The sequence below is a fragment of the Solirubrobacter ginsenosidimutans genome (assembly GCF_027587205.1).
In genome coordinates this window covers 295,292-319,793 of record NZ_JAPDOD010000003.1, presented here as the reverse complement: position 1 = coordinate 319,793, position 24,502 = coordinate 295,292, and the positions used below count along the sequence as shown (strand labels likewise).

Annotated in this window: 14 protein-coding genes; 5 read left to right on the top strand and 9 right to left on the bottom strand. The window is 69.4% G+C overall.

Features of this window, described 5'->3' with window-relative positions; all coding sequences use genetic code 11:
- The first annotated feature begins 10 nt into the window (after positions 1–10).
- From OM076_RS06195 to OM076_RS06185, 3 genes are read left to right on the top strand one after another with little or no spacing between them, the layout of a single operon-like run.
- Positions 11–1,102: a Gfo/Idh/MocA family protein gene (locus OM076_RS06195; RefSeq protein WP_270038615.1), complete on the top strand. Its 1,092-nt coding sequence runs from the start codon at positions 11–13 to the stop codon at positions 1,100–1,102.
- Positions 1,099–2,628: a sugar ABC transporter ATP-binding protein gene (locus tag OM076_RS06190; protein ID WP_270038614.1), complete on the top strand. Its 1,530-nt coding sequence runs from the start codon at positions 1,099–1,101 to the stop codon at positions 2,626–2,628. The genes OM076_RS06195 and OM076_RS06190 overlap by 4 nt, the downstream gene beginning before the upstream one ends.
- Positions 2,625–3,602, top strand: coding sequence for an ABC transporter permease (locus OM076_RS06185; RefSeq protein ID WP_270038613.1), 978 nt, complete (start codon positions 2,625–2,627; stop codon positions 3,600–3,602). Before OM076_RS06190 ends, OM076_RS06185 begins: the two co-directional genes overlap by 4 nt.
- Before the next feature lie 27 nt (positions 3,603–3,629).
- On the opposite strand, the gene OM076_RS06180 is transcribed toward OM076_RS06185, so the two are convergent.
- From OM076_RS06180 to OM076_RS06170, 3 genes are all read right to left on the bottom strand, one after another.
- Positions 3,630–7,337: a beta strand repeat-containing protein gene (locus tag OM076_RS06180; RefSeq protein WP_270038612.1), complete on the bottom strand. Its 3,708-nt coding sequence runs from the start codon at positions 7,335–7,337 to the stop codon at positions 3,630–3,632.
- Between the two features lie 28 nt (positions 7,338–7,365).
- Complete coding sequence (locus OM076_RS06175) at positions 7,366–10,491, bottom strand: fibronectin type III domain-containing protein (RefSeq protein ID WP_270038611.1); 3,126 nt, start codon at positions 10,489–10,491, stop codon at positions 7,366–7,368.
- 159 nt (positions 10,492–10,650) lie between these two features.
- Complete coding sequence (locus OM076_RS06170; RefSeq protein ID WP_270038610.1) at positions 10,651–11,688, bottom strand: substrate-binding domain-containing protein; 1,038 nt, start codon at positions 11,686–11,688, stop codon at positions 10,651–10,653.
- A gap of 297 nt (positions 11,689–11,985) precedes the next feature.
- Between OM076_RS06170 and OM076_RS06165 the strand changes: the two genes are divergently transcribed.
- Positions 11,986–13,134, top strand: coding sequence for an ROK family protein (locus tag OM076_RS06165; protein ID WP_270038609.1), 1,149 nt, complete (start codon positions 11,986–11,988; stop codon positions 13,132–13,134).
- On the opposite strand, the gene OM076_RS06160 is transcribed toward OM076_RS06165, so the two are convergent.
- The 6 genes from OM076_RS06160 to OM076_RS06135 form a co-directional block, all read right to left on the bottom strand.
- Positions 13,124–13,930, bottom strand: a complete 807-nt coding sequence (locus OM076_RS06160) for a cupredoxin domain-containing protein (protein ID WP_270038608.1) — start codon at positions 13,928–13,930, stop codon at positions 13,124–13,126. The genes OM076_RS06165 and OM076_RS06160 overlap by 11 nt on opposite strands.
- A complete protein-coding gene (locus tag OM076_RS06155) occupies positions 13,927–15,351 on the bottom strand; it encodes a multicopper oxidase family protein (RefSeq protein ID WP_270038607.1) in 1,425 nt (474 codons plus the stop codon). Before OM076_RS06155 ends, OM076_RS06160 begins: the two co-directional genes overlap by 4 nt.
- Positions 15,352–15,377: 26 nt before the next feature.
- Positions 15,378–16,712: a cupredoxin domain-containing protein gene (locus OM076_RS06150; protein WP_270038606.1), complete on the bottom strand. Its 1,335-nt coding sequence runs from the start codon at positions 16,710–16,712 to the stop codon at positions 15,378–15,380.
- On the bottom strand, positions 16,712–18,877 hold the full coding sequence (locus OM076_RS06145; protein WP_270038605.1) for an MMPL family transporter: 2,166 nt from the start codon (positions 18,875–18,877) through the stop codon (positions 16,712–16,714). The genes OM076_RS06150 and OM076_RS06145 overlap by 1 nt, the downstream gene beginning before the upstream one ends.
- A 73-nt stretch (positions 18,878–18,950) precedes the next feature.
- Positions 18,951–22,274: a ThuA domain-containing protein gene (locus tag OM076_RS06140; protein ID WP_270038604.1), complete on the bottom strand. Its 3,324-nt coding sequence runs from the start codon at positions 22,272–22,274 to the stop codon at positions 18,951–18,953.
- A 150-nt stretch (positions 22,275–22,424) separates the two neighbouring features.
- A complete protein-coding gene (locus OM076_RS06135) occupies positions 22,425–23,663 on the bottom strand; it encodes a cupredoxin domain-containing protein (protein ID WP_270038603.1) in 1,239 nt (412 codons plus the stop codon).
- 352 nt (positions 23,664–24,015) lie between these two features.
- Here OM076_RS06135 and OM076_RS06130 point away from each other — a divergent pair, with 352 nt between their 5' ends.
- On the top strand, positions 24,016–24,387 hold the full coding sequence (locus OM076_RS06130) for a VOC family protein (protein WP_270038602.1): 372 nt from the start codon (positions 24,016–24,018) through the stop codon (positions 24,385–24,387).
- Positions 24,388–24,502 lie beyond the last annotated feature (115 nt).

Below are 24,502 nucleotides of genomic sequence, written 5' to 3'. Positions count from 1 at the left end.
GCTCGTGGAGATGCCAGGAGGAGTTCGTGTCGCCATCGCCGGTACCGGGTTCATCGGTGCCCTTCATGCGCGCTCCGCCCGGCTTGCCGGCGCCCGGCTGGTCGGCGTGGCGGCGTCTTCGCCGGAGAGCGCTGAGCGCGCCGCGAACGCCTTGGGAGCCGAGCGCGCGTTCGCCTCGGCCGAAGCGCTCGTCGACGCGCCAGACGTGGACGTCGTCCACATCTGCACGCCGAATCACCTGCACGTCCCGCTGGCCAAGGCGGCCTTGGACGCGGGCAAGCACGTGATCTGCGAGAAGCCGATCGCGCTCGATGCGTTCGGTGCCGCGGAGTTGGTCGAGGCGGCCGCCGAGTCGGGGCGGGTCGCGGCAGTGCCGTTCGTCTATCGCTACTACCCGACGCTGCGGGAGGCGCGCGAGCGCGTGCGTACCGGAGTGACCGGACCGGTGCGGCTCATCCATGGCACCTATCTCCAGGACTGGCTGCTGCGCGCCGAGGATGACGACTGGCGCGTCGACGAGCAGTTCGGCGGCGCGTCGCGGGCGTTCGCCGACATCGGATCGCACTGGTGCGACCTGGCGGAGTTCGCCTCCGGCCACCGCATCGTCCGCCTCTGCGCCCAGACGCTGACCGCCGCCACCGAACGCATGACCGAGGACGCCGCGATCGTGCAGTTCGAGACCGACTCCGGCGCGGTCGGCACGACGGTCGTCAGCCAGATCTCCGCGGGCCGCAAGAACCGCCTGTTCCTCGAGCTCGATGCCGATGAGGAGGCGCTGGCCTTCAACCAGGAAGAGCCGGAGTCGCTGTGGCTCGGTCGCCGTAACGCGGTGTCGTTGATCAGGCGCGACCCCGCGTTCCTCTCGCCGCCGGCGCGGCGCTACGCGACGCTGCCGGCCGGCCATCCGCAGGGCTACGCGGACTGTTTCGACGCGTTCGTGGCCGAGGTCTACGACGTCGTGAGCGGGCACGCTCCGATCGATGGCCTGCCGGTCTTCACCGATGGGCTGCGCGCCGCGCGGATCACCGACGCGGTGCTGACATCGGCGCGCGAGGAGCGTTGGGTGGACGTTGCGATCGAAGCTGAGGAGGTCACCGCGTGACCGATCACGAACCGCTGCTCGAGGTCCGCGGGATCACGAAGCACTATCCGGGGGTGCAGGCCCTCAAGGGCGTGGACTTCGACGTGCGCCGCGGCGAGGTTCACTGCCTGCTCGGCCCCAACGGCGCCGGGAAGTCGACGTTGATCAAGTGCGTTTCGGGCGTGGTCGCCCCCACCGACGGCGAGATCCGCGTCGAAGGCCAGGTGCTGCCCGTGGGTGAGCCGTCGGAGTCCATGGCACGCGGCGTGGGGACCATCTATCAGGAGCTCGACCTGGTCGAGGACCTGCGCGTCTGGGAGAGCATCTTCCTCGGCCACGAGTCGCGACGGTTCGGGTTGCTGGACCGCGGGCGCATGCGGCGCGAGACGAACGTGTTGCTCGAGCGCCTCCACCACGCCGACATCCACCCGGACATGTTCGTGCGGACGCTGCGCCCCGCGGGGCAACAGGTCGTGTCGATCGCGCGCGCGCTCTCGCGCAACGTCCGGCTGCTGATCATGGACGAGCCGTCGGCGATCCTCGACGACGGCGAGGTGGAGACCCTGTTCGAGGTCGTGCGCCGGCTGGCGGCCGACGGCGTGGGCGTGATCTACATCTCGCACCGCCTCGACGAGATCCCGAGGATCGGCGACCGCGTGACGGTGCTGTCCGACGGTCGCACGGTGGCCACCGGCCTGCCGGCCGACACGCCGCGCGCCGAACTGGTCGAGAAGATGGTGGGCCGCCGGGTCGAGCAGCTCTTCCCGGACCGCGCCCGAGGCACCTCCGACGATGTCGTCCTCGACGTGCGCGGCATCTCGGGCCGCCCGCGCGTGCGCGAGTGCAGCTTCCAGGTGCGCGCCGGAGAGGTGCTCGGGATCGGCGGGCTCGTCGGTGCCGGCCGCACCGAGCTCCTGCGGCTCGTCTACGGACTCGAGCGCCCGGACACGGGCGAGGTGTATCTCGACGGTGCCAAGCTGCCCGCCGGCCGCCCCGAGGTCGCGATCCGGCGCGGCATGGGCCTGGCGCCGGAGGACCGCAAGTCACAAGGGCTCCTGCTGGGCTGGAGTCTCGCGAAGAACGTGAGCGTGTCCGACCTCGGTCGCTTCACCCGCTTCGGGTTGATCGACCTGGGAGCGGAGCGCGATGCCACAGGAGCCAAGCTGCGCGAGCTGAACACGGTCCCGGACGACCCGGGCCGGATCACGCGCGAGCTCTCCGGCGGAAACCAGCAGAAGGTCGTGCTCGCGCGCTGGCTGCTGCGCCAGTGCCGCGTCCTTCTGCTCGACGAGCCCACCCGCGGCGTCGACGTCGGCGCCAAGGCCGAGATCTACCGCCTGATCTCCGAACTGTCGGCGACGGGCATCGGGGTCGTCGTCGTCTCGTCCGAGATGGAGGAGCTGATGGGTCTGAGCACCCGCATCCTGATCATGCGCGAGGGCGAGCTGGTCGCCGAGCTCGACGGCGAACGCGCGACCGAGGTGGAACTGCTGAGCCATGCGGTCGCGCACACCGACACCGACGTCGTCCTGGAGGAGACCTCATGACCGCAACCCCAGCTGCCCCGGCCGCAAAGCGCGGATCGTCGGGAGCAGGCTCCCGGCGGACGTTCGACGTCCAGGAGTACGCCCTGGTGGGCGTGATCGCCCTGCTGCTGATCGCCGGCGGGATCCTCGAGGGCAGCTCGTTCCTGTCCAAGGACAACATGTTCAACGTGCTGCGCCAGGGCAGCATCGTCGGCGTCCTCGCGATCGGCATGACGTTCGTCATCGCCACCGCGGGCATCGACCTGTCGGTCGGCTCGATGGTCGCCGCCTGCGGCGTCGCCGGCGGCCTGCTCGTGGACTCGGGCGACCTGATGTTCATCGTGGCCGCCTTGGCCTTCGGCATCGCCCTCGGCGCCATCAACGGCGCGGCGATCTCCTACGGCAAGGTCGTGCCGTTCATCGCGACGCTCGCGATGCTGCTGATCGCCCGAGGGCTCGCGCTCTGGATGAGCGACAAGACCCCGATTTCGCTGTTCAGCCTTGAATCCGTGCGGTGGTTCGGGACTGGGGAAGTCCTGACCATCCCGTCGTCGCTGATCGTGTTCCTCGTCGTGGCAGGGATCGGCTGGATGCTGTTGAATCGCACTCCCTACGGGCGTTACGTGGTCGCCATCGGAGGAAACACCGAAGCGGCACGGATCGCGGGTGTGAAGGTCCAGCGGATCCTGTTCAGCGTGTACGTGCTGAGCGGGCTCTGCGCGGGTATTGCCGCGGTCCTGCTGTGCGGCCGGCTGGCGAGCGCCTCGCCCGTCTCCGGCCAGCTTTACGAGCTCGACGCGATCGCCGCCGTGGTCATCGGCGGGACGAGCCTGGCCGGAGGTCGCGCGACGATCGTCGGCACGGTCCTCGGCGTGATCACGTTCGCGCTCGTGTTCAACCTGCTGACGCTGATGAATCTCGCGGTTGAGATCCAGCAGGTGACCAAGGGCCTGATCATCCTCGCCGCGGTCCTCCTGCAGCGTCGCAACAACTGACCCCGCCCCATTCGGCACGGTGCCTCATCAGCGGGCGCCGCGCCTGATGGTCAGCGTCCTGTGCGCCGAGACGCTCTTGCCCGTCGCGGGCTTGAACGTGATCGTCTCCGTCACGGTCAAGGCGGCGTGCTTGATCTTGGCGAGGGCCGACTTGCTCAGCGTCACTGACGTCGAGAGCGTGCCGGCCTTCAGGGCCGTCACCGTGCGCGTCCCGAGCGTGATCGTCTTCTTGCCCGCCTTCATCGTGAGCTTGACGGTCACCGAGCCCTTCTCGGACACGCGGAGCTTGAGCCTGACGGCGCCGCCGCTGTAGCTGCTCGACGAGACCTTCGGCGCGGCCGGCCGCGTCGTCGCCGGAGGTGCGGGGTTGACCGGAGCGGGCGATCCACTCGGGCCGGGGTCGCCGGCGAGGGCAGCGACCGTGACCTCGGGGGCCATCGCCGAGACCGGCGCGTACCAGTCGGGAGCCTCGGAGACCTCCACCGCGAGGCGCTGCCCGGCGTCGCCCGGCGCGACGGTGTAGGTCGCCGCGGTCGCGCCCGGGATCGGGAGGCCGTTCCGCAGCCACTGATACGTCGGAGTCACCAGGCCGGCCCAGCCCGCGAGCTCCGCCGTGAGCGTCCCGCCAACCGACGCGGTTCCGGCGATCGACACGGTCCCGGTCGGCTGCGAGGAGAGATAGAGCAGCACGGTCACCTTCACCGGCGCCGAATGGAAGCCGTACTCGTCAACACCGGTGACGGTCGCCGTGTAGGTCCCCGCCACGGTCCCGTTCACGCCGCTGGTGTCCGCGGAGAGCGTCCCCGCGACCGCGTTGCCGTGACCGTCGGTCAGGCTCGCGCCGGAGTTCGCGAGCAGCGTCGCGGCCGGGAGCGGGTGGTTGGCGTTGACCGGCAGATACACGGTCGTCAGTGGCAGCGTGACGACGGGCACCGGCACGACCCGGATCGAGGCGGTCACGGCGTCGGCCGCGTCATTCGCATCGTCGTCGCTGACGTGCACGGCGTAGCTCCCGGGGACGCTCCAGTCCACGCCCGCGGTGTCCACCACCGGCTGGCCGCCGCCCGTGCTGCCCGAGACGCTTGCCCCGAGCGCGCTCACCAGTGCCGCCTGCGACGGTGCCGACCCCGTGTCGGTGAACGTCGCGATGTCGTGCGCCACCGAGACCACGGCCGCCGACACGTCGACAGTGACCGTGACGGCCGCGGTCGTGAAGCCGTACAGGTCGACGCCGCTGAGCGTCGCCGAATACGTTCCGGCGCTGGCGCCGTGGACCTGCGAGACGTCCGCGCTCAGCGAGCCGGCGACGGTGTTGCCGCTTCCGTCGGTGAGCTTGGCATCGGTCCGGCTCAGCACATCGGCCGCGGTCGGCGGCTTGGCCGTGTTGAAGTACACCGTCGCGTTCGGGACGCTCACGACCGACACCGGCACGACCTCGATGGTCGCCGTCACCGGCGGCACGCCCTCGGACGTGTTGGTGTCGGATACGGTGACCAGGTACTCGCCAGGCGTCTGGAAGTCGCTCGCCGCGTACCCGCTGACGGTCGCCGTCCCGGTCGTGCCGGCCGGCATCACCGCGCCAAGGGCACTCAGGATCGCCTGTTCGCTGGGCGCGGTGTTCGTCACCTGGAACACCGGTGTGGCATCAGCGAGCAGGATGTTGCCGGCGGAGATCGCCACCGTGACCGTCACGGGCGCGCTGGAGAAGCCGTACCGGTCGGTCGCGATGATCGTCGCCGTGTACGCGCCCACGGCCGAGCCGACGCTCGAGATGTCGGCCGTCAGCGTGCCCGAGTCCCCCGCCGAGTAGGTCGCCGTGGGAGTCACCGCGTCAAGCACGTCCTGCGCAGTGACCGTCGTGCCGGAGCGGAAGCTGACCGTGGAGTGCGCGACCGTCACCGTCGGCGGAGCGACCACGCGGATCGTCGCCGTCGCCGGCTGCAGGCCGTCCGCGCCACCGGTGTCGGTCACCTTGACCGTGTAGCTGCCGGGTGTGTCCCAATCCGGCTCGCCGTTCGGATACTCGACACCCAGCGTCCCGCCATCCTCCTGCGGCAGCACGGCACCGAGCGCCGCGAGCACCTCGGCCGTGCTCGGCGCCGTGCTCGACGTCTCCAGCCCGCCTGTGGTCCTGGCGAGCGGCACGGTGTTGGAGACGATCACGATCGTCAGCGGCTTGGACGTCGAGAACCCGCCGTTGGCGGCCGTGACCGTCGCGGTGTACGTACCCGGCGTCGACCAGGCGACGCCACCGGTATCGATCGAGAGCGTCCCGTGGTTCGTCTTGGCACCGGCGAGCAGGGTCGGCGATGGCGGAGCGGGCCCGGAGAGGAACGCCAGGACACCGTTGTCCAGCGTGATCCTCGGCGCGACCGCGGGAACCGGCGCTCCGTCGGTCGAGGTTCCGGTCCAGGCCCAGCCGCTCGTCCCGGCGAAGTCCCAGTGAAGCTCGTCGTAGGTCGCGGCCGTCGCCGGATCGGTCAGACCCGTACCCGAGGCCGAATACGTCGACTCGGTCTTGAGCGTCGCGGGCGAGACCGAGGTGCCGTCGGCGTTCGGGAGCCCCGGCCCGGTCTCGTTCGTGTACTGGAGATCGGAGCTGACGAGGTTGTTCTCCGTCGCCCAGTTGCTCGCCGTCGGGCTGGTGCTCGTCGCGACGTGCCCGGCCACGGTGGCATAACCGACCGTGGCGGAGGCGAAGTTCACGCCGTTGTTGGACCGGTGCCCCGTCGCAGAGCCCTTGATGATCCCCCCGATCACATTGTCGGACATCGACACGCCGGCTGCCTGTGACCCCTCGGAGGTCGTGTAGGTCGTGCCCACCTCGCCGACCAGACCGCCGATGACGTAGTAGTACGTATTGACCTGGCCGCCGGTGCCGTCGACGGGGTGCGTGGGGTTGCTGAGCGTCGTGTTGACGGAGTTGTCGGCGACCGTCGTCGGCCCTGTGGCCATGCCGACGATCCCCCCGGTGCGATTGGCATCGGCGATCGATCCGCCGGACACCAGGTTGTCGCGAAAGCTGGTGCTCCCGCCGTCGGACACGGTCGCGGCGGAGTTGGCGTACCGGTTGGCGTAGGCGAGGGCGACGAGTCCGCCGACGTAGCTCGATCCGCCGCCCGGTGCGTCGAGAATGGTCGGATCGGCCAGCGTCGTCCCGGAGATGGTCGAGGCGAAGCTCCACACCGCGACGCCGCCGATCGACAGATTGGAAACAGCGGGGTTGTTCGCCCGCACGTTTCGCAGCGTCAGGTTCTCGACAGTGGCACCGTTCAGGACGCGGAAGAAGCCGAGGTGCAGGCCGGCCGTCGCGCCGCTGGACGGGAGGGTGGCCACGAGGCTGTCACTCGTGTAATTCAGGTTGCTGATCGCGTACCCGTCGCCGTCGAAGGTGCCCGAGAACCAGTCGATCCCGCTCCAGTTCTCGGTCGGTCCAGACGCGGTCGCCGGCCCTGCCGTGCCCGTCGAGTACGTCGTGGCATCGATGTCGGCGGTCAGCCGGTAGTCCTCGGTCGCGGCGCCGTTGCGGGCGGTGTCGGCGTTGATCGCGCTCATCGCCCCGTACAGCTCGGCAGCGCTGCCGATCAGGCACGGCGAGGCAGCAGTGCCATGGCCGCCGAGCCCGGACGGGCAGTCAGCCGCGGCAGTCGCGACGCTTGGGCCGATGGTCAAGGCGGCGAGCACGCAGACGACCAGCGCAGCCGCGCGTGAGCCCAACAGGGCAAGGGTTCTCATGTGCGGTTCTCCTGCGGAATGGGAAGTGTCAGGCCCGGACCGGGGCGGTCGCGGCGGAGGTCTTCACGAGGGTCTCGTAGCCATGCGCGCGGGCGGTGACCTCGACGGTGACGCGCTTGCCACGGTCCTGCCGGCGGACCTTGTAGCCGACGCCGGTCACGCCGCGCTGCTGCCGGCGCAGCTTGGAGGAGTCGGTCTCGGGCTGCACCGGACGGCCGTCGACGTACCAGCGGTAGCTGAACTCCGGCCTCGGCTCCCAGTCGCCGTGCATGACGTGCAGCAACGCTCCGACGCGCGCCTGGCCCGTGATCCGCGGGGCCGATGCCTTCAACTCGCCCGTGCGGACCGCGTGGGCGGCCGAGGTCAGCTCGCGCGTCACGTATCCGGTCCGCTCGGCGGTCACGCGGAGGCTGAGCGACTTGCCGTGGTACGCCGGGGTGACATCGAGAGTGGAGTGAGTCTTGCCCTTGATGGGCTTGCCGTCGAGCAGCCACTGATAGGCGAACGCCGGCTGCGGTGACCAATGCCCGGTGATCGCCACGAGGGTCTCGCCGACGGCGGCCTTGCCCCGGAACCCGGGGTGCGACGCCTGGAACTCCACCGCCTCGACGGTCACCGCCTCCGAGACGACCGACACCGATGGCGATGTGAGCCGGACCTGCAGTTGCCGGCGGGCGTCGGCCGGAACCGGCGTGTACGACGCGCCCGTGGCGCGATCGATCGGCGACCCGTCGAGTAGCCACTGGTAGGCGCCATCCGTCGGCGCGTCGACGGCCACGCTGCGCCCGACGGCCGGCGTCCCGGAGATCGCCGGGAGCGCCGGCGCCGCCGCCTGGCCGCGGGCGACGGTCACCGGCACGGACGTCACCGACGCCGGCGCGTAGCCGTTCGCGGTCCCCGTCACCTGCATCTCCAGCACCTGGCCGGCGTCCGAGGCGACCGGCCGGTACGAGATCCCCGTCGCCCCGCTGATCGGGGACCCGTTCAGGAGCCACTGATACGCCAGGCTCGCCGCCGGCATCCACGGGGTCGCGGCAGCCGTGACGGTCCCGCCGACCTGGACGTTGCCGCTGAGCGTCACCACAGCGGGCGAGAGCGTCCCGCCGGCGACCACGGCCGCAGCCGATGTCACGGTGGTCGTCTTGTAGCCCTCGGCCGCCGCGGTGACCCGTACCTGCAACTGCTTGCCGAGGCCGGAAGCCGCGATCGTGTAGGTCTCGGACGTCGCACCGCCGATCGGGGCGCCGTCGAGCAGCCACTGGTAGCTCAAGCTCGCCGACGGCAGCGACCACGTCCCCGCATCCGCCGTGACGGTTCGCCCGACGCTGACGGTGCCCTCGATCGCCGCGACGCCGGGGGTCATCTGCCCGGACATGCGCGCGAACACGAACTTCTCGAGCGGCGTGGTCGGCGTGGGCGAACCGGTGCTCGGCATCGAGAACCACTGGAACGTGATCGACGTCTGGCCCGGTCCGTCGCCCGGATCGACGTCGAAGACCGCGTAGCCGTACGCGTTCGCCGTGTCATAGAACCCCAGCCAAGGGGCGTCCTCCACGGCCTGGGCGTTGCTTGAGGCGTCCGCGAACGGGTGCGCCTGCACCAGCCCCGTCGCGGGGTCGATGGTCTCGCCGATGGTGGAGCCGGCGCCGCCACCACCCACGACGAGATGCACCGTTCCCCGCGAGGTGTCCCACGTCTGCTCGCCGTCGTGCATGATCGGCTCGGTCTGGGTCACGGTCGGGCGGCGGGTGTCGATCGTCGCGCCCGCCGCGTACGTACCGAACGGGTTGGCGAGCGCCTTGGTCGTCACCCCCGACGGCGGGTCATAGCCGCGGACCGGAAGGCTCCGGCAGTAGTTGTGGTTGTGCCCCGCCAGGACGAGGTCGACCTCGTACCGATCGAACAACGGTCCCCAGGCGGTGCGGGCGCCCATGTCGCAGCTGTTGCCCGTGTCCACGCTCGCCGCGGGGAAGTGCATCTGGACCACGATCATCTCGATCCCGGAGCCCTCCTCCCTGGCTGCCCGGAGCTGCTGCTCGAGCCATTGGGTCTGGAGGTTGGGCTTCCCGCCTGACTCGTCGGGCACGAGCGCCATGTTCGACGGGTCCGCCTTCAACGCGCCCGTGTACTGCGCGGGCTTGGTCTGGCTGAAGTCCGACGTCTGCCAGATGACGTCGTTGCCGGCCAGGCCGATGAACAGGACGGTGCCGATCTGGAAGCTGTAGAAGCTGCCCTGCAGGCTGTTGCCGTCCCAGTTGGTCAGACCGTTGTCGGGCAGCAAGAAGCGCGAGAAATAGCCGCCGCTGCCGTACGGGCCGTTGTAATAGCTGCCTGAGGTGCCGGTCGTCTGGGGTGTTCCGCTGAGGCTCGTGACGCCACGCTCGACCTCGTGGTTGCCGGGGACCGGCATCCAGGGGAAGCTCTTGGAGGCCGCGGAGACCATCGTCAGCCACTGACGCCACACCGGCGGCGGGTTGTTGCCGTCCGCGTACGCGAGATCGCCCACCATCAGGTGAAACAGCGGGGCGCCGTTGCCATCGCCCGGGTTCGCCACGCCGGCCGTCGTGTACGGCGACGGAGCGTTGTTCCCCTGATCGCCGAACGCCGTGAACCGGAAGGAGGCACGACCGGTCGGAGCCGTCTTGAAGGAGGCAGCGACGGTCGTCGGGTCCTCCCCGCCGTCCGTCACCGCGTAGTGGTAGGTCGTGTCCGGCTTCAGGCCGGTGAGCGGCACGTGGTAGTGCAACGTCGTCTGCCCGCTCTGACCGTCGGTGAAGCTCGTCACGCACGGCCCGGTCCGCGGCGCCTTGAGATCCAGCGGCTCCGGGTCCGGCAGGAACACCAGCGCACCCGGATTGGCTGCCGTGATCGGCGAGGTCGAGTAGGCCAGCATCGGCGCCGCCATCGGCACCGCGCCTCCCACGCTCCAGGAGACCGTGACCTCGGTCGCGGGATCGGCGCCCCACTCCAGGTGCAACTGCTCCGGAGCGGTCGTCGTCGTCGCGGCGAGCGCGGCGGGGGCGTTGAACCCCCGTCCCGCGCCCATCAGGCCACCGACCCCGAACGCCCCGCTGATCAGCGCGCCACGACGCGTGACACCCGGGTCGACGACATCGTCATCGTCTGACTTGACGTGTGTACCGCGTTTGGACAACTGGCTGACTCCTCGACGAACGACTCCCACGACGTCGCGGCATTCAATCCACCAGGCCCGCAGAACATGTGACTGTGACGTTACTGCTGTGGTTTGACCTCTACTCCCCCATCAAATTCTGAGTAACGCCTGTATTTGACATGAGTGTTTGCGCGCGGCTTAGAAGCCGAGCTTCAGGTACTTGGCGACGTTGTCCTTCGTCACCGCCGTCGCTTGCAACGTGATGCTGCTCGGGATCTCGGGCTCCGCCAGCTCGTCGAGGCCCTTCTGCTGGACGATCAGCTGTGCGAGGTGGACCGCCGAGGCCGCCATCGACGGGTTGTAGAGGAACGTCGCGCGCCAGAGGCCGCCCTTCTGGATCTCCTCCATGACCTGCTTGGAGCCACCCGCGCCGGTCATCCACATCTCCTTGTCGCGGTGGGCGTTCTGGATGGCTGCCGCAACGCCTTGCGCCATGTCGTCGTCCTGGGTGTAGACCGCGTCGATGTGCTTTTGCGCCTGGAGGATGTTCTCCATCACGCTGAGGCCCTTGTCGGGGAGGAAGTCCGCCGGCTGGTTGGCCACGATCTTGATGCCACCCTGGCAGCGCTGCTTGAGCGCGTCCGCGAAGCCCTTGGTGCGGTCCTGGGTCACCGAGATGCCGGCAAGCCCTTGGATCTCGACGACGTTGCCCTTGCAGTTGAGCTGGTCGGCGAAGTAGTTGCCTGCCTGCCACCCGATGCCGTAATTGTCCCCGCCGATCCAGAGGCGGTCCGCCGCCGGCGTCGTGAATGCGCGGTCGATGTTGATCACCGGGATCCCGGCCTTCGTGGCCTGCTCGGCGGCCGGCGTGAGGGCCTCCCCTTCGTTGGGGAGGACCACCAGCGCGTCCGGCTTCGACGCGATCAGCGTCTGGATCTGATCCGCCTGCTCCGCCGACGTGCTTGCGCTGTCCTGGACGTCCATCGTGATCCCGAGTTGCTTGGCCTCGGCCTTCGCGTCATCGGTCACCGCCTTCAGCCAGCCGTGGTCGGCGGCGGGCGCGCTGAACGCCAGGTGGACCGGCGGGCCGGTGTCGGCGGCCGGCGAGCTCGCCGGCGCGGTCTTGGTCGTCTGAATGCTCCCCGACGTGCTGTTGTCGTGGCTGCCACAGGCCGCGACGGTGCCGCCGAGCGCCAGCGCCATCGCCGCGACCGACAGTCCCCTCGTGATACGCACGGTGCTGCTCATGCTCTCTCCTTCACCACAAGACCCGACTCCACGGTGAGAAATGCGTAACCAACGCGCGCTCACATAAATGAGCGTCGTGCGTCAATCCCGCCTGGGTGGCCGCGACGCGGGCGCGTCGTGACATGACAACAAACGTAGTTCCGCTTCTAACGCTTGTCAAACAAAAGCGCAACTTGTTCTCATCTAGGCCGTGTAACTTGCGTCAGCGAGCTTGTGTAAGTTGCATCTCATACTTCACTGGCGTCTCACTTACTCTGTATGCCCTCACTGACGAGCGCAGGTTCGGTGTTCCGTCTCATCTGCGACGGCGAAGCGGTGACGCGTTCGGCGCTCGTCCGCCGAACTGGCATGGCGCGCTCCACGCTGGCCCTGCGCATCGATGCACTGCTGGCGCATGACCTGGTCTATGAGACCGCGACGACCGCGTCCACGGGCGGGCGGCCCCCGAGCCGGCTCGCCTTCAATCAGCAGGCCGGGACGATCCTCGTCGCCGACCTCGGGCCGTCGCACGCCCGCTTCGTGGCGAACGACCTGGCGGGAACGCGGCTGGCTGAAAGCGTCGACGAGCTCCCCATCTCCGCTGGCTCCGAGGTCGTCCTCCCCCGCGTCCAGCGAGGCTTCGAGGCGCTCCTCGTCGCACTCGGGCAGCCGCCTCAACGGGTTCGCGGCATCGGCATCGGCGTTCCCGGCGCGGTCGACTTCGCGTGCGGAGTGCCGGTCGCACCCGCGAGCATGCCCGGCTGGGAGAGCTCGATCCCCGACTGGTTCGCCGAGCGCTACGACGCTCCCGTGATCGTCGACAACGACGTCAACCTCATGGCGTTCGGCGAACACCGGGCCTATTGGCGCGTCCTCGAGCACATGCTCTATGTCAAGGTCGGCAGCGACATCGGCTGTGGCATCGTCGCCGGCGGCCGGATCTATCGCGGTACGCACGGCGCCGCCGGGGACATCGGCCACATCCGCATCTCGGGCCACGACGAGGCGCTCTGCAGCTGCGGCAACGTCGGGTGCCTGCAGGCCGTCGCGAGTGGGCGGGCACTCGCCCGCGCGCTCAGCGCCCAAGGACTCGCCGCACGTGACGCTCACGACGTCGTGGCACACGTGCGCGCCGGAGAGCCGCTCGCGATGCAGGCCGTGCGCGACGCCGGGCGCCACCTCGGCGAGGGGCTCGCGGGCGCGGTCAACTTCTTCAATCCCTCGGCGATCGTGATCGGCGGGGACATGGCCGACGCCCACCAGCAGTTCATCGCCGGCCTGCGCGAGGTCATCTTCCAGCGCTCTCTCCCCCTGGCCACGACCAACCTCCAGATCGCGCCCAGCCGCATCGGCGACAGTGCCGTGGCCTTCGGTGCGGCGACCATGGTGATCGACCGCATCCTGGCCCCGGACTCGATCGACCGCGCCATCGGAGCCGACGCCGTCAGCGCGTGATGCGGACCGTGCGGACGATCGGCTCCGATGCCAGCTGTGCGGCATCGGTCGCGACCACACGGACCTGGTAGCGACCGGCCTTGAGGTGGCGCGGGTCGGTCACCGTGAACCCGTGCACGCCCACGCCGAGCTTGACGGTCCGGGTCTTGAAGGTCCGCGCGCCGCGCAGGACGCGGATCGTCAGCGTGCCCGCCTGCGACGCCTTCACCCGGACGCGGACGCCATGGCGCATGGCCGTGAGCCGCAGACGGCTGAGACGAGGCGGCGGGGAGTTCCCGACCTCGAACACCGTCGGCGGCAGCGACGTATTGAAGGCGGGCGGCGGGCCGAGGGCTGCAGGCGGCGCGGGCCGGTCCGCCTCCGGCGCCGTCCACGGGGTGCCGGGATCGACCGGCGGCCCGGGGTCCTCGGTCCCCACGGTGATCGTCCCGTTCATGCCTCCGGGGGCGAGCCCTCCGTGGATCGAGCAGAAGAACTGATAGGTGCCGACCTGGTCGAGCGCCTTGTCGACCGTCGGTGTGGAGTCGCTCGCCCCCAACTCCACCGCGTCCGCCTCGGTTCCCCCTGGCGGGACGAGCCAGAGGTTGTGTGCGGCGGCGTGGGCGTTCCCGGGCTCCGTGAGCCGCCACTCGACCGTGTCCCCCTGCTGCGCACCGATCGCCGCCGGCGTCCAGTACTTCTGCAGCGTGACCGGATCATCGACCGCCTGGATCGGGCGAGTGACGGCCGCGTGCGCCGGCGAGGCCGCGGCCATCGTCGCGAAGCACGCGGTCGCGATGCTGCGGCCGCGCCTCACTCCTCGACCTCCATCTGCCCCATCATGTTGTTGTCGCCGTGCTCGGCCGTGTGGCAATGGAACGGGAACACGCCCGTGTAGTAGTCGAAGTAGGGGCGCACGACCACCGTGGAGCCGGGCTGCACGGCGACCACGTCCTTCCACGACGCATCGGCGGGCCCGGGCGGTCGGCCGTCGACGGACCGGATCAGGAAATGTGCGAGGTGCAGGTGCATGGGATGCGGGTGCGGCGAGTTGTTCACGAACGTCCAGAGCTCGGTGGTCCCCAGCCGCGGACGGCAATCGATGCGGTTCATGTCATAGCCCTGCCCGTTGATCTGCCACATCGCCGTCCCGGCCGACTGGAACGAGAGGACGAACTTGCGGGCGGCGTTGACCGGCGGCAGCGTCTCGAGCTCTGAGAGCAGCTTCGGCACCTGCGCCTCCTCGGCACCGCCCTTGACCACGTCGAAGCGCATCACGGCCTGTGTCGTCGCCTCGCCGCTCGGGTTGTGCAGGATCACCTCGGTGCCGGCGCCGAACTGGCGGAAGTCGACGACGACGTCGATGCGCTCCGCCGGGTTGAGCGGAATCAGCGTCCGTTTGACCGGGCGGGGCAGGAGCCCGCCGTCCGCGGCGATCTGGAGCGTCTCGCGCCGATCGCCCAGGACGAGGCCGTAGACGCGCGCGTTGGACGCGTTCAACAAGCGCAGGCGATACAGCCGTCGCTCGACCTTCATCCGCGGCGCGATCGCGCCGTTGACGAGGATCGTGTCTCCGTGGAACCCCATGTCGAGGTCCAGCTGGTAGCGGAAGGACCCGTCGGCGTTGAAGCTCCGGTCCTGGATCATCAGCGGCACGTCGTACTCGCCGCGCGGGAGCTCGAGCGCGTCCTCGTAGGGATCATTGACGATGTAGAAGCCGGCCAGCCCCGCGTACAGCGTCTGCGCGACCTCGCCATGCGAGTGGTCGTGGTACCAGAGCGTGGCGCCGCGCTGGACGTTGGCGTAGCGGTACACGCGCTGCGTGCCGGCTCCGACGATGTCCATCGGGTGCCCGTCGGACGCGTGCTCGGTCACGCCGCCGTGGAGGTGCACGACGAGGTTCCGGCCGGCCTGGTTGCTCTGGGTGACCTGCACCTCGCGCCCCCGGGTGGCATGGATCGTCGGACCCGGGAAGCGGCCGTCGTATCCGAGGATCGGCGTCGGTTGACCGGCGAGGATGTCCGCCGTCCCGGGGCGCATCGTGATCTGGTACTGCTCGAGCGTCTTCGTCGCCTTCACCGGCTGGGCGACCGGCATCGTCGTCAGCTCGGCTTGAAACGGGTCGAAGGGCGCCGAGGCCTTCGCGCGGGCTCCTGCGCTGGTGCGAGCGGTCGGGCGGGAGCGTTTGTCCGCCGGGAACGAGCAGACCAGCGCGATGCCACCGAATCCGCGTGCCAAGGCTTCACGCCGCGTGATCGGCCGCATCACGCCGTCACCCGGAGGCTGAGGCGCCGCCTGGCCATCGCCTTCCCCTTCGCGCTCGACAGCTTGAGCGTCGCTGTCACCGCGAGCGTCTTGCGGTAGTGCTGTAGCGCGCGCTTGGCCGCGGCGCCGGCCCTCAACGTCACCGTGAAGTGGTCGGACCCGTTGCAGTGCGCGGTGGCGGTGGCGACGGTCGTCGACTTGAGCTTGAGCTTGCGGGCCGTCGCCTTGGAGACCGTGAGCATAACCTTGCCGGAATCGACCGACGTGCAACGGCCGGTCAAGCGCAGCTGTCGACGCAAGAGTGCCGCGATGCGCGTCAGTGCCCGGGGCGGCGCGTCGATCGCCGCCCACGCCCTCGGCACGCTCGCCGCCGCGGCCGGTGGCGCCGGCGGCGGCTTCGTGTCCCCCACGGGTGGCGGTGCGGGAGTGGCCGTGGCGTCCGCGGCCACCACCACCGTCCCGGTCATGTCGGGATGCACGCCGCACACGAACGTGTACGTCCCGGTCGAGTCGAAGCGGCATTCTCCCTGCCAGCCGGCCGTCTCGAAGATCTTCGGCAACGGCGGCGCGTCGAGGATCACGCCGTTCGGACTCGCCGTCTGGACGCACGCCGCAGGCTGCGCGCCGCCGAACACGACGTTGTGCGTGCTGCTCCCCGCCGGGTAGCCGAACTTGACCCACTCGCCGGGATGGATCGAGACGCTGTTGTCCGTGGCGGCCGCCTGAGCCGCGTCCTGGAAGAAGAAGTCGTGTGCCTCGACGCTCGCCGAAGGCGGCCCCGGCGCCGGCGTGGGCGACGGTGACGCCGTCGGAGTCGGAGTCGGAGTCGGCGTCGGTGTCGGCGTGCTCGTGGGCGTCGGCGTGCCGGTGGCGGCGTCGACGATGATCGTGCCGGTCATCGGCGTGGCACTGCCCGGCGGATGCGCCTGGCAGAAGAACGTGTACGTACCGGGTGTGTCGAACGTGCAACTGCCCGTCCACCCGGGTCCTTGGGTGTACTGCGGGACGGGTGGCACCGGCAGGCCGTCGATCGGCGCCGGGTGGGTCTGAACGCACGCTGACGGCGTCGAACCCGCGTCGAACTGGACGTCATGCACGCTCGAGCCGGTGGGGTAGCTGAAGCTGACGGTGTCACCGGCCGAGATCTCGACGGTGCTGCTGTTCGGATCGTCGGCATTGGCGAACTTGAAGTCCGAGGCGACGATGCTCGCCGGCCCCGAGCGGGAAGTGACCCGCGCGCCGGGCGCGTGAGCGTCACTGCGCGCGAGCGCGGGGAAGGCGATCGCCGCGACAGCCGCGCATGCGATCCAGGGCAGGTACTTCCGAACGAGCATTACACCGCTCCTGTCAGTTCCGGTGTCCGCAGTGGACGGTGCCGCACACGCGGCCACCAGTTGTGCTCGCCCAGCAGCAGCGCGACCGACGGAACCAGCAGGGTCCTGACGATGAACGCGTCGACGAGCAGGCCCAGGGTCACGATGAACCCGACCTGAAACAGCGACTCGAGGTCGAGCGCCATCAACGACGCGAAGGTCCCGGCCAGGATCAGCCCGGCCGAGGTGATCACGCCGCCGGTGCGCCGGAGCCCGGTGAGCACCGCGTCGCGTGTGCTCAGTCCCGCGGCGCGCTCCTCCCGGATGCGCGTCATCAGGAAGATGTTGTCGTCGACGCCGAGCGCCACCAGGAAGATGAACGCGAAGATCGCTTCGTTGGGATCGGAGTCGGGCTTCCCGAACAGATACGTGAAGGCCAGCGACGACACGCCGAGCGCAAAGGCGAACGACAGCACCACGGTCGCGACCACGTACAGCGGGGCGATCACGCAGCGCAGGAGCACGATCAGCACCAGCAGGACGAGCAGGAGCACCAGCGGCACGATGAGCTCGGTGTCGCGCCGCAGCGCCTGGAGGTTGTCCTGCTGCTCGGCGGTGACTCCGCCGACCAGTGCGAGCTCGTGCGGCCCTGCCGCCTGGCGAGCGACCGAACGCAAGCGCGCGATCGAGTCCATCGCGGTCTGTGAGAGCGGATCGACCGACAGCATGACCTCGCTGGAGACGAGCTTGCCGTCCAGCGACTGCGAGTCGGTGTTCGCCTCGGCGACGCCTTTGGCGTGCCGCAGCGCGTCGCGGACCGGAAGGCTCGCCCGCGACGTCGTGACGACGTCCACGGGGACCGCGCGACCTGGCGGATAGCGCTTCGCGATCAGCTCCTGACCCTGCACCGACTCGGGCGGCGTGCGGTATTGCTCCGTCAGGTCGAGGTAGCCACGCCCGTGCAGATTCCCGAGCGCGCCCGCGGCCAGAACGGCCACCGAGACCCCCGCCAGCAGGCGGGGCCGCCGGCTGACGAGATCTGCCACGCGGCTCCAGCCGGTGCCGGTCTCGCCACCCCTCGAGCGCTGCCGCGGGAACGCGGGCCAGAACGCGGCTTGGCCGAGCTCCACGAGTACCGCCGGCAACAGCGTCAACCCGCACAGCACCATGACCGCGATGCCCAGCGCCAGGATCGGGCCCATCTCGCGCGTCGCGTTGAAGTCCGCGACGATCAGGACGAGCATCGCCGCGACGACGATGCCACCGGAGGCGAGGATCGCCGGTCCGGTGCGCTGCGCGGCGTCGGCCATCGCCCGCTGAGGGTCGGAGCCGGCGCGCAGCTCGTCGCGGTAGCGCGACACGATCAGCAGCGCGTAGTCGGTGCCCGCGCCGAACATCAGCACGATCAGGATCGCCGCGGATTGGCCGCTGACCGTTGTGGCACCGGCCGCGACCAGCAGGTACACCAGCCCCGTGGCGATCAGATAGGCCAGCATCACGACCAGCAGCATCAGCGCCGCGATCAACGGCGAGCGATAGATCAGCAGCATGAGCACCAGCACGAGTGCACCGGTGATCGCCAGCAGCGTTGCATCGATGCCGGACACGGCCGCGCTGCGGTCCGCGTCGAACGCCGCTTCCCCGGTGACGTAGCTGCGCAGCGGCCCGCCCTTCGGACCGGGCAGGACCTTGCGGATCGCGTCGACGTACTTGACGACCGATTCCGTGTCGTCCTTGGCGTTGACGACCGACAACAGCACCGTCGACGGCGGTGTGTCATTGGAGAACGCCGAGGGAGGCGTTTCAGGACCGAGGTGATGTCCCAGATCGCCGCAGGCCACGCCGTCGGCTCCGCCGACGCCGACGACGTCGGGGACCGCGTCCGAGTTGCAGATGCGGTCCAGGTCCTGCGAGATGGCGGGCTCCTGGGTCTCGATCGAGCCCTTGTCGAACTCGTAGGCGAGCACCGACGTCGCCTGACGGCCTTCGGCGAACCGCCGATCCAGCAGATCGTGCACCTGGGTCGATTCCGCCCCGCGCGTCCTGAACGTGCGGCTCTCGTCCTGCGCGCGCTGCTGGAGCCGCGGCTGCAATGTGCCGAGGCCGACGGCGAGCAGCAGCCAGACGACGATGACGATCCGGCGCGTCCTACGTCCGGTGGCGATGGCGGTGATGCGGCTCAACATCGGAGCGGTTGGTCTCCCCTTCTAAGTGCACGGCCGGCGGCGTTGTCCGCCGCCGGCCGTAGTGCGTCTCGCCCTAGGGCGTCGTCGTCGACAGCGTGAACGTCAACGTCTTGGCGTAGGCGCCGGTGCGCAAGGCGTCACTGGCATCGATCGCCTGCTGGAACTGCACACTGACCGCGTCGTTGCTCGCCGGAGCCGAGTACGTCAGCAGGTTCAGCGGAGTGCCCGACAGGGCCGCGAACGCGGTGTTCGTGTGCGCGGCGTCGGTGGCTTTCGCCTGCAGGGCCGACGGCAGCGAGAACGTGCCGTTCAACAGGTGCCCGGGTGCGAGCGTCGCGGGATCCACCACGCTGAGCGTGGCATCGCCGGCGGTCGAGACGACGTTCGCGGTGAGGTTCGCCGCGTACGTCTTCGTGGCGCCCGGAGTGAAGGCGCCGAACGCGGCGGGTGACCCGAGCGACAGCGCGAGGGTCGCGGGCACGTTGCCCCCGACGGTCGTCGAAGCCGACGGCGCCACGGCGAACGAGACGTCCTTGCTGTCCGTCGCGCCGTCCGCGTAGGTCACGGTCAGCGTCGCGGTGTGGGGCCCGCCGGTCAGGAACGCATGGGTGGCGTCGGCGCCGGTGGCGGTGCCACCGTCGTCGAACTTCCATGCGTAGGAGACGCCGCCGGACGCACCGACGCCGAACGTCACGACCGCCGAGTTCGCGGCCGGCGTGGCCTTCGGGTCCGCTCCCGGCGTGTCGGCGCCGCCCGTGTAGGACACACGCCACAGCGCGTCATTGGCGTTGCTGATCGTGAAGTTCGACCCGCTGTAGGTCAGGACGTACAGATCGCCGTCCGGGCCCCAGTCCATGTGGATGATGCGGTTCCCGCCCCACAGGCTGGCCGGCATGATGCCGTACAGCGAGTCGGCCGAGACGGGCTGGCCGCCCTTGTACTCGGTGGCCGGGTCCATCAGCAGCGCGTGGCGCATGTTGTTCGCGCCGGCGAAGTCCACGAGGAACCACCGGCCGTCCCAATAGCTCGGCCAGGCGGTCGGATGGTCACCCGCGGGTTTGCGATAGATGCCACCGTCGATCGGTGCCTGGCTGCCACCGTTCGCCCACGGGCACGCGCGCGTGATCTGCGGGGAGGGCGCGGTGTTGGTGTCGGGCGAGATCGGCACGCCGTTGGCGTTGACCTTGTAGCCGTAGCACCCGCCCTGCGGGCCGTAGTAGACGTTCGTCGGCTGCGGCTTCGGGATCATCTTCAGGCCCGTGTTGTACGGCGAGTCGTTCTCGAGGTCCTGGCTGCAGTCCCAGTAGGCACCGGTCTGCCCGTCGACGCCGCCGCCGACGGTTCCCGGCACGGCTCCGACCGGCGCCGCGATGCCAGGCGCCGTGCCCGGCAGCTTGGCCCGGTAGTCCCACCGGCCGGCCTGGCAGAACGGCCAACCGAAGTTGCCCGCCTTGTTGAACATGACCGCGTTCTCGGTCTTGGCCGGGCCCCAGATGCTCGAGTCGGTGCCCTGGTCCGGGCCGACCCAGGCCGTCGTGATCGCATCGGTCTTCGGATCGATGTGGATCGTGTAGTCGTTGCGGACGCCCATCGCGAAGACCTCGGGCTTGGCCTTGCCGGAGAGCACGGCGTCGCTGTCCGGCGCGAACAGGTTGCCGCCGTTGGGCGCATTCGCGCCCGGGATCGTGTACGTCGTTCCGACGCCTGGCGTATCCCCAGGATCGTCGAGCGGGTGGATCCGGATGATCTTGCCTTCGTAGACGTTCGTGTTCCCCGATGTCTGTCTGGCATCGGCGAAGCTGGTGCCGGGATGGTCGGTGGTGCCGCACGAGGTCAGCGGAGCCGCGCCGGGGCACGGGATCGTGTACTGCTCGTCGGAGTTGGTGTAGCCGCCGTCGGTGCTGTTCGGGTTGTTGCCCGTGTTGTCGCCGTTGGTCACGTACAGGTTGCCGGCGGAGTCCCAGGCCATCGAAGCGCCCACGTGGCAGCAGGAGTACACCTGCGTCCGCCAGCTCATGATGACCTTCTCGGACCCCGGCACGATCGAGTGCGTGGCGCTGTCGTACGTGAAGCGCGAGATCCGGCGCTCGGCCGTGTAGCTGTTGCGGTCGAAGCCGCCGCCGAGCTGGCGCCCGCCCTGCACGCCCTCTTCGCCGCCGTAGTAGGGGAAGTACTGGATGTAGAAGTACGGGCGGCCTTCGCTGAACTTCGGATCGAGCGAGAACGCCAGCAGGCCCTGCTCGTCCTTGGCCGACACGCCGGTCTCGTTGCCCGTCTTGGCACCGAAGACCGTGAGGGACGCGACCTTCTGGACCTTCATCGGATCCTGGTCGTCGTTGCCCTGCGTGCCCTTGCTGCGATCCCACACGTAGATCGTGCCGCAACCGAGGCCGACGTTCGGCAGCGTCCAGTTGCTCTGCTGCGCGTAGCCGGAGTAGCAGACGGCGCGGCCGGTGTAGAACACGCGCCCGTCAGCGGCGATCGCGCCGTTCGTGAGCTCGCCGGCGTACGGCGCGTCGGTCGTCGTCGGGTTCGGCGGCGACAGCCGGGTGATCGAGTAGTTGGAGTTGATGGTCGCCTTGCAGTTTCCGCGCACGAGGCCCGCGGCCCAGCTGATCGCGCCCGAGAGCTGCTTCTGGAGGTTCCCGTCCGCGTAGGCGTCGGCCGTGCGGCCGAGATCGGTGTAGAACGACCGGCCCTGCTGGATGTCGCGGCACCAGGACACCGGGACCTCGCCCTGGGGCTCGTTCTGCGCGGTGACGCCGGTGAAGCGCGAGACCGCGTCGTTGGTGACCGACGAGCCGTCGGGCAGCGGGATGTTCGACAGGCGCGCACGGGCGACGGTGTGCACTGTGCCCGTCGGGTTGTTGGTCCACGTGTAGTAGTCGTCCGAGTGCGCCTTGAGCAGGATCGGCAGGCCCTTGGAGGCCGGATGCACGCGGTCGAGGAACTCGAGGTCGGTCGCGCTCGAGGTCGAGCCGCTGGTGCGGCTGGCGCCGGTCAGGCCGAGCAGCGTGTCGAAGAACGTGTTGCCCTGCTCGAGCAGCGCGGTCTCACCGATGCCGACGAAGCCACCCCCGCCCTGCACGTAGCTCTGCAGATCGGCTTCCTGGGCGGCGTTGAGCACGTCGCCGGACGAGTTCACGAACACGACGGCGCGATAGCCGGCGAGCTTCGCCGTGTTGATGCTCGTGGCATCGCTTGTGGCGTCGGCCGTGAGACCGTTCGCTGCAGCGACCGCGTTGATCGCGCTGACGGCGGCCGAGTCGGCGGCGTTCGGACTTCCCGCGGTCCCCGTGAACACGAGCACCTTGCCGCTGTCTGCGAACGCGGCCGACGAGCCGAGAACCGCGACCGCTATGAGCGTGGCGATCGCGATGAGACCTACCCGGAGCATGCCGTGTCTCCGGGCAGGGTTTGACGGCCGAGCCGTCAAGCACAACTCCATCCCTCTCCTCCTTCGAGCAGTGAACTTTGCACTGAATGTGCAGGAACGGTGGTGATCGGCCGCGGGCGACGTGCAGTCGCCCGCGGCCGATGCTGTTGACTACGGGGTCGTCGTCGAAAGGGTGAAAGTCAGCGTCTTGCCGTAGCTGCCGGTGCGCAGCGGCTCATCGCCCGCGATCGACTGCTTGAAGCTGATCGTCACCTGGTCGTTGCTCACCGGCGCTGAGTAGGTGAGCAGCGTCAGCGGGTTGTCACCGATCGGCTGGAAGGCCGTGCTCGGCGTCGCGGCGTTCATCGCACGCGCCTGGACCGGCTGGGCGAGAGCGAACGCGCCATTCACCAGATGCCCGCGGCTCGTGGCGCCTGGGTCCGACACGCTGAGCGTCGCATCGCCCGCCGAGCTGTTGACCGTCGCCGCAACGCTCGCCGTGTAGTCCCTGGCGATCCCCGCGCTGAAGGTGCCGAGGTCCGCGAGTTGCCCGATCGAGAGCGAGAGGACGCTCCCGACCGTCCCGGAGACCTGGCTCGAGACGCTGGTCGATCCGACGGGCGTCGGCGTGGGAGTCGGGGTCGGCGTGGGAGTCGGGGTCGGCGTCGGGGTCGGCGTGGGAGTCGGCGTCGGCGTGGGAGTCGGGGTCGGCGTCGGCGTGGGAGTCGGCGTCGGCGTGGGAGTCGGCGTCGGCGTGGGAGTCGGGGTCGGCGTGGGAGTAGCCGTCGGCGTGGGAGTCGGGGTCGGGGTCGGCGTGGGAGTCGGGGTCGGCGTCGGCGTGGGAGTCGGCGTCGGGGTCGGCGTGGGAGTCGGCGTCGGGGTCGGCGTGGGAGTCGGCGTCGGCGTGGGAGTCGGCGTCGGCGTGGCAGTCGGCGTCGGCGTGGGAGTCGCCGTCGGCGTCGGGGTCGGCGTCGGCGTGGGAGTCGGCGTCGGCGTCGCTGCCCCGGTGACGATGATCGTGCCGGTCATCTCGGCCTCGTGCGCTTCGCAGTAGAACGTGTAGGTCCCGGGCTGGGTGAACGTGCATTCACCGGACCAGCCCGCCGGCTGCGTGAACTGTGGGATCGGGGGGATCGGCAGGCCCGGGATGGACTGTCCGGTCTGCAGGGTGCAGGACGCCGGCTGCGGCGACGTGTCGCCGAAGCGAACGTCGTGCACGGTGTCGCCCTGCGGATAGCTGAAGCTGACCGTGCTGCCCGCCGCAACAGTGACCGTGTTATCGGACTGATCCGCGCTCGAACCGTCCTGGAAATAGTCGTCGTGCGCAACGATCGAAGCGGCCGCGGCGGCGTTTGGTGACGCCCCACCCGACTGCCCGAGGGCAATCGCTGGAATCCCAATTACTGCCACTGCGGCGCAAATCAACCACAGCACATACCTCTTACCCAGACCCAAGGCAGTCTCCTCCGACGACAAGGCTCATTCCGGGGGCGCAAGCCTCCCCGGTTTCCGATCTAAGTGAATCACTTTTGCGGTCTCAACGCGACGAAGTTCGGCCACTTGTTCGTCGTCTGACGCCCGTTGTGAGCGTTGTATTACCGCGCGTCACCTAGCGCATGAGAAACACTTCACTCATAATGAGTGTCCGCTTTCTCTGTTCATAATTCGGCTCCAAGTCACGCGCGCTCTGCCCGGTGGCTGTCGCGTAAAGGTCGGGTTCGTTTCGCGACTGTCTGAGCCAAGTCGAATATCGTGGCGCCGAATGACGACGGTGAAGATCTGCATCGACGTGGCCGACCTCGACGAGGCCGGCGCGTTCTACTGCCAGGCGCTCGAGTGCACCGAGGTTGGGCGGAACTCGCGGACGGTGAGGCTGACTGCGGGTGACAACGAGCTCTACCTGATCCTGCGGCCTGAGGGCTCGATGCCGTTCCTCGCGGCGACCGAGGGGCGTTCATTCGCCAGGCACTGGACGCCTGTTCACCTCGATTTTTCCGTTGAGGACGTCGGGCGGTCCACATCGGAGATCACCAGGCTCGGCGGAATCGTCGAGGGCCAGGAGTCGGGCGACTGGGGCAGCCTGACGCGCTGCGCAGATCCCTTTGGCAACGGCTTCTGCCTGGTCACGACGTAGGAACCACCCGGGGAGGAGCGCTGCGGCGGGATGGCGGTGCCCGGCGTGTAGCCAGCGGCCCTGCCGCATTGGACCGAGCACGATATGAAACGGCGGCGCGATGGCCGCCGCCGCG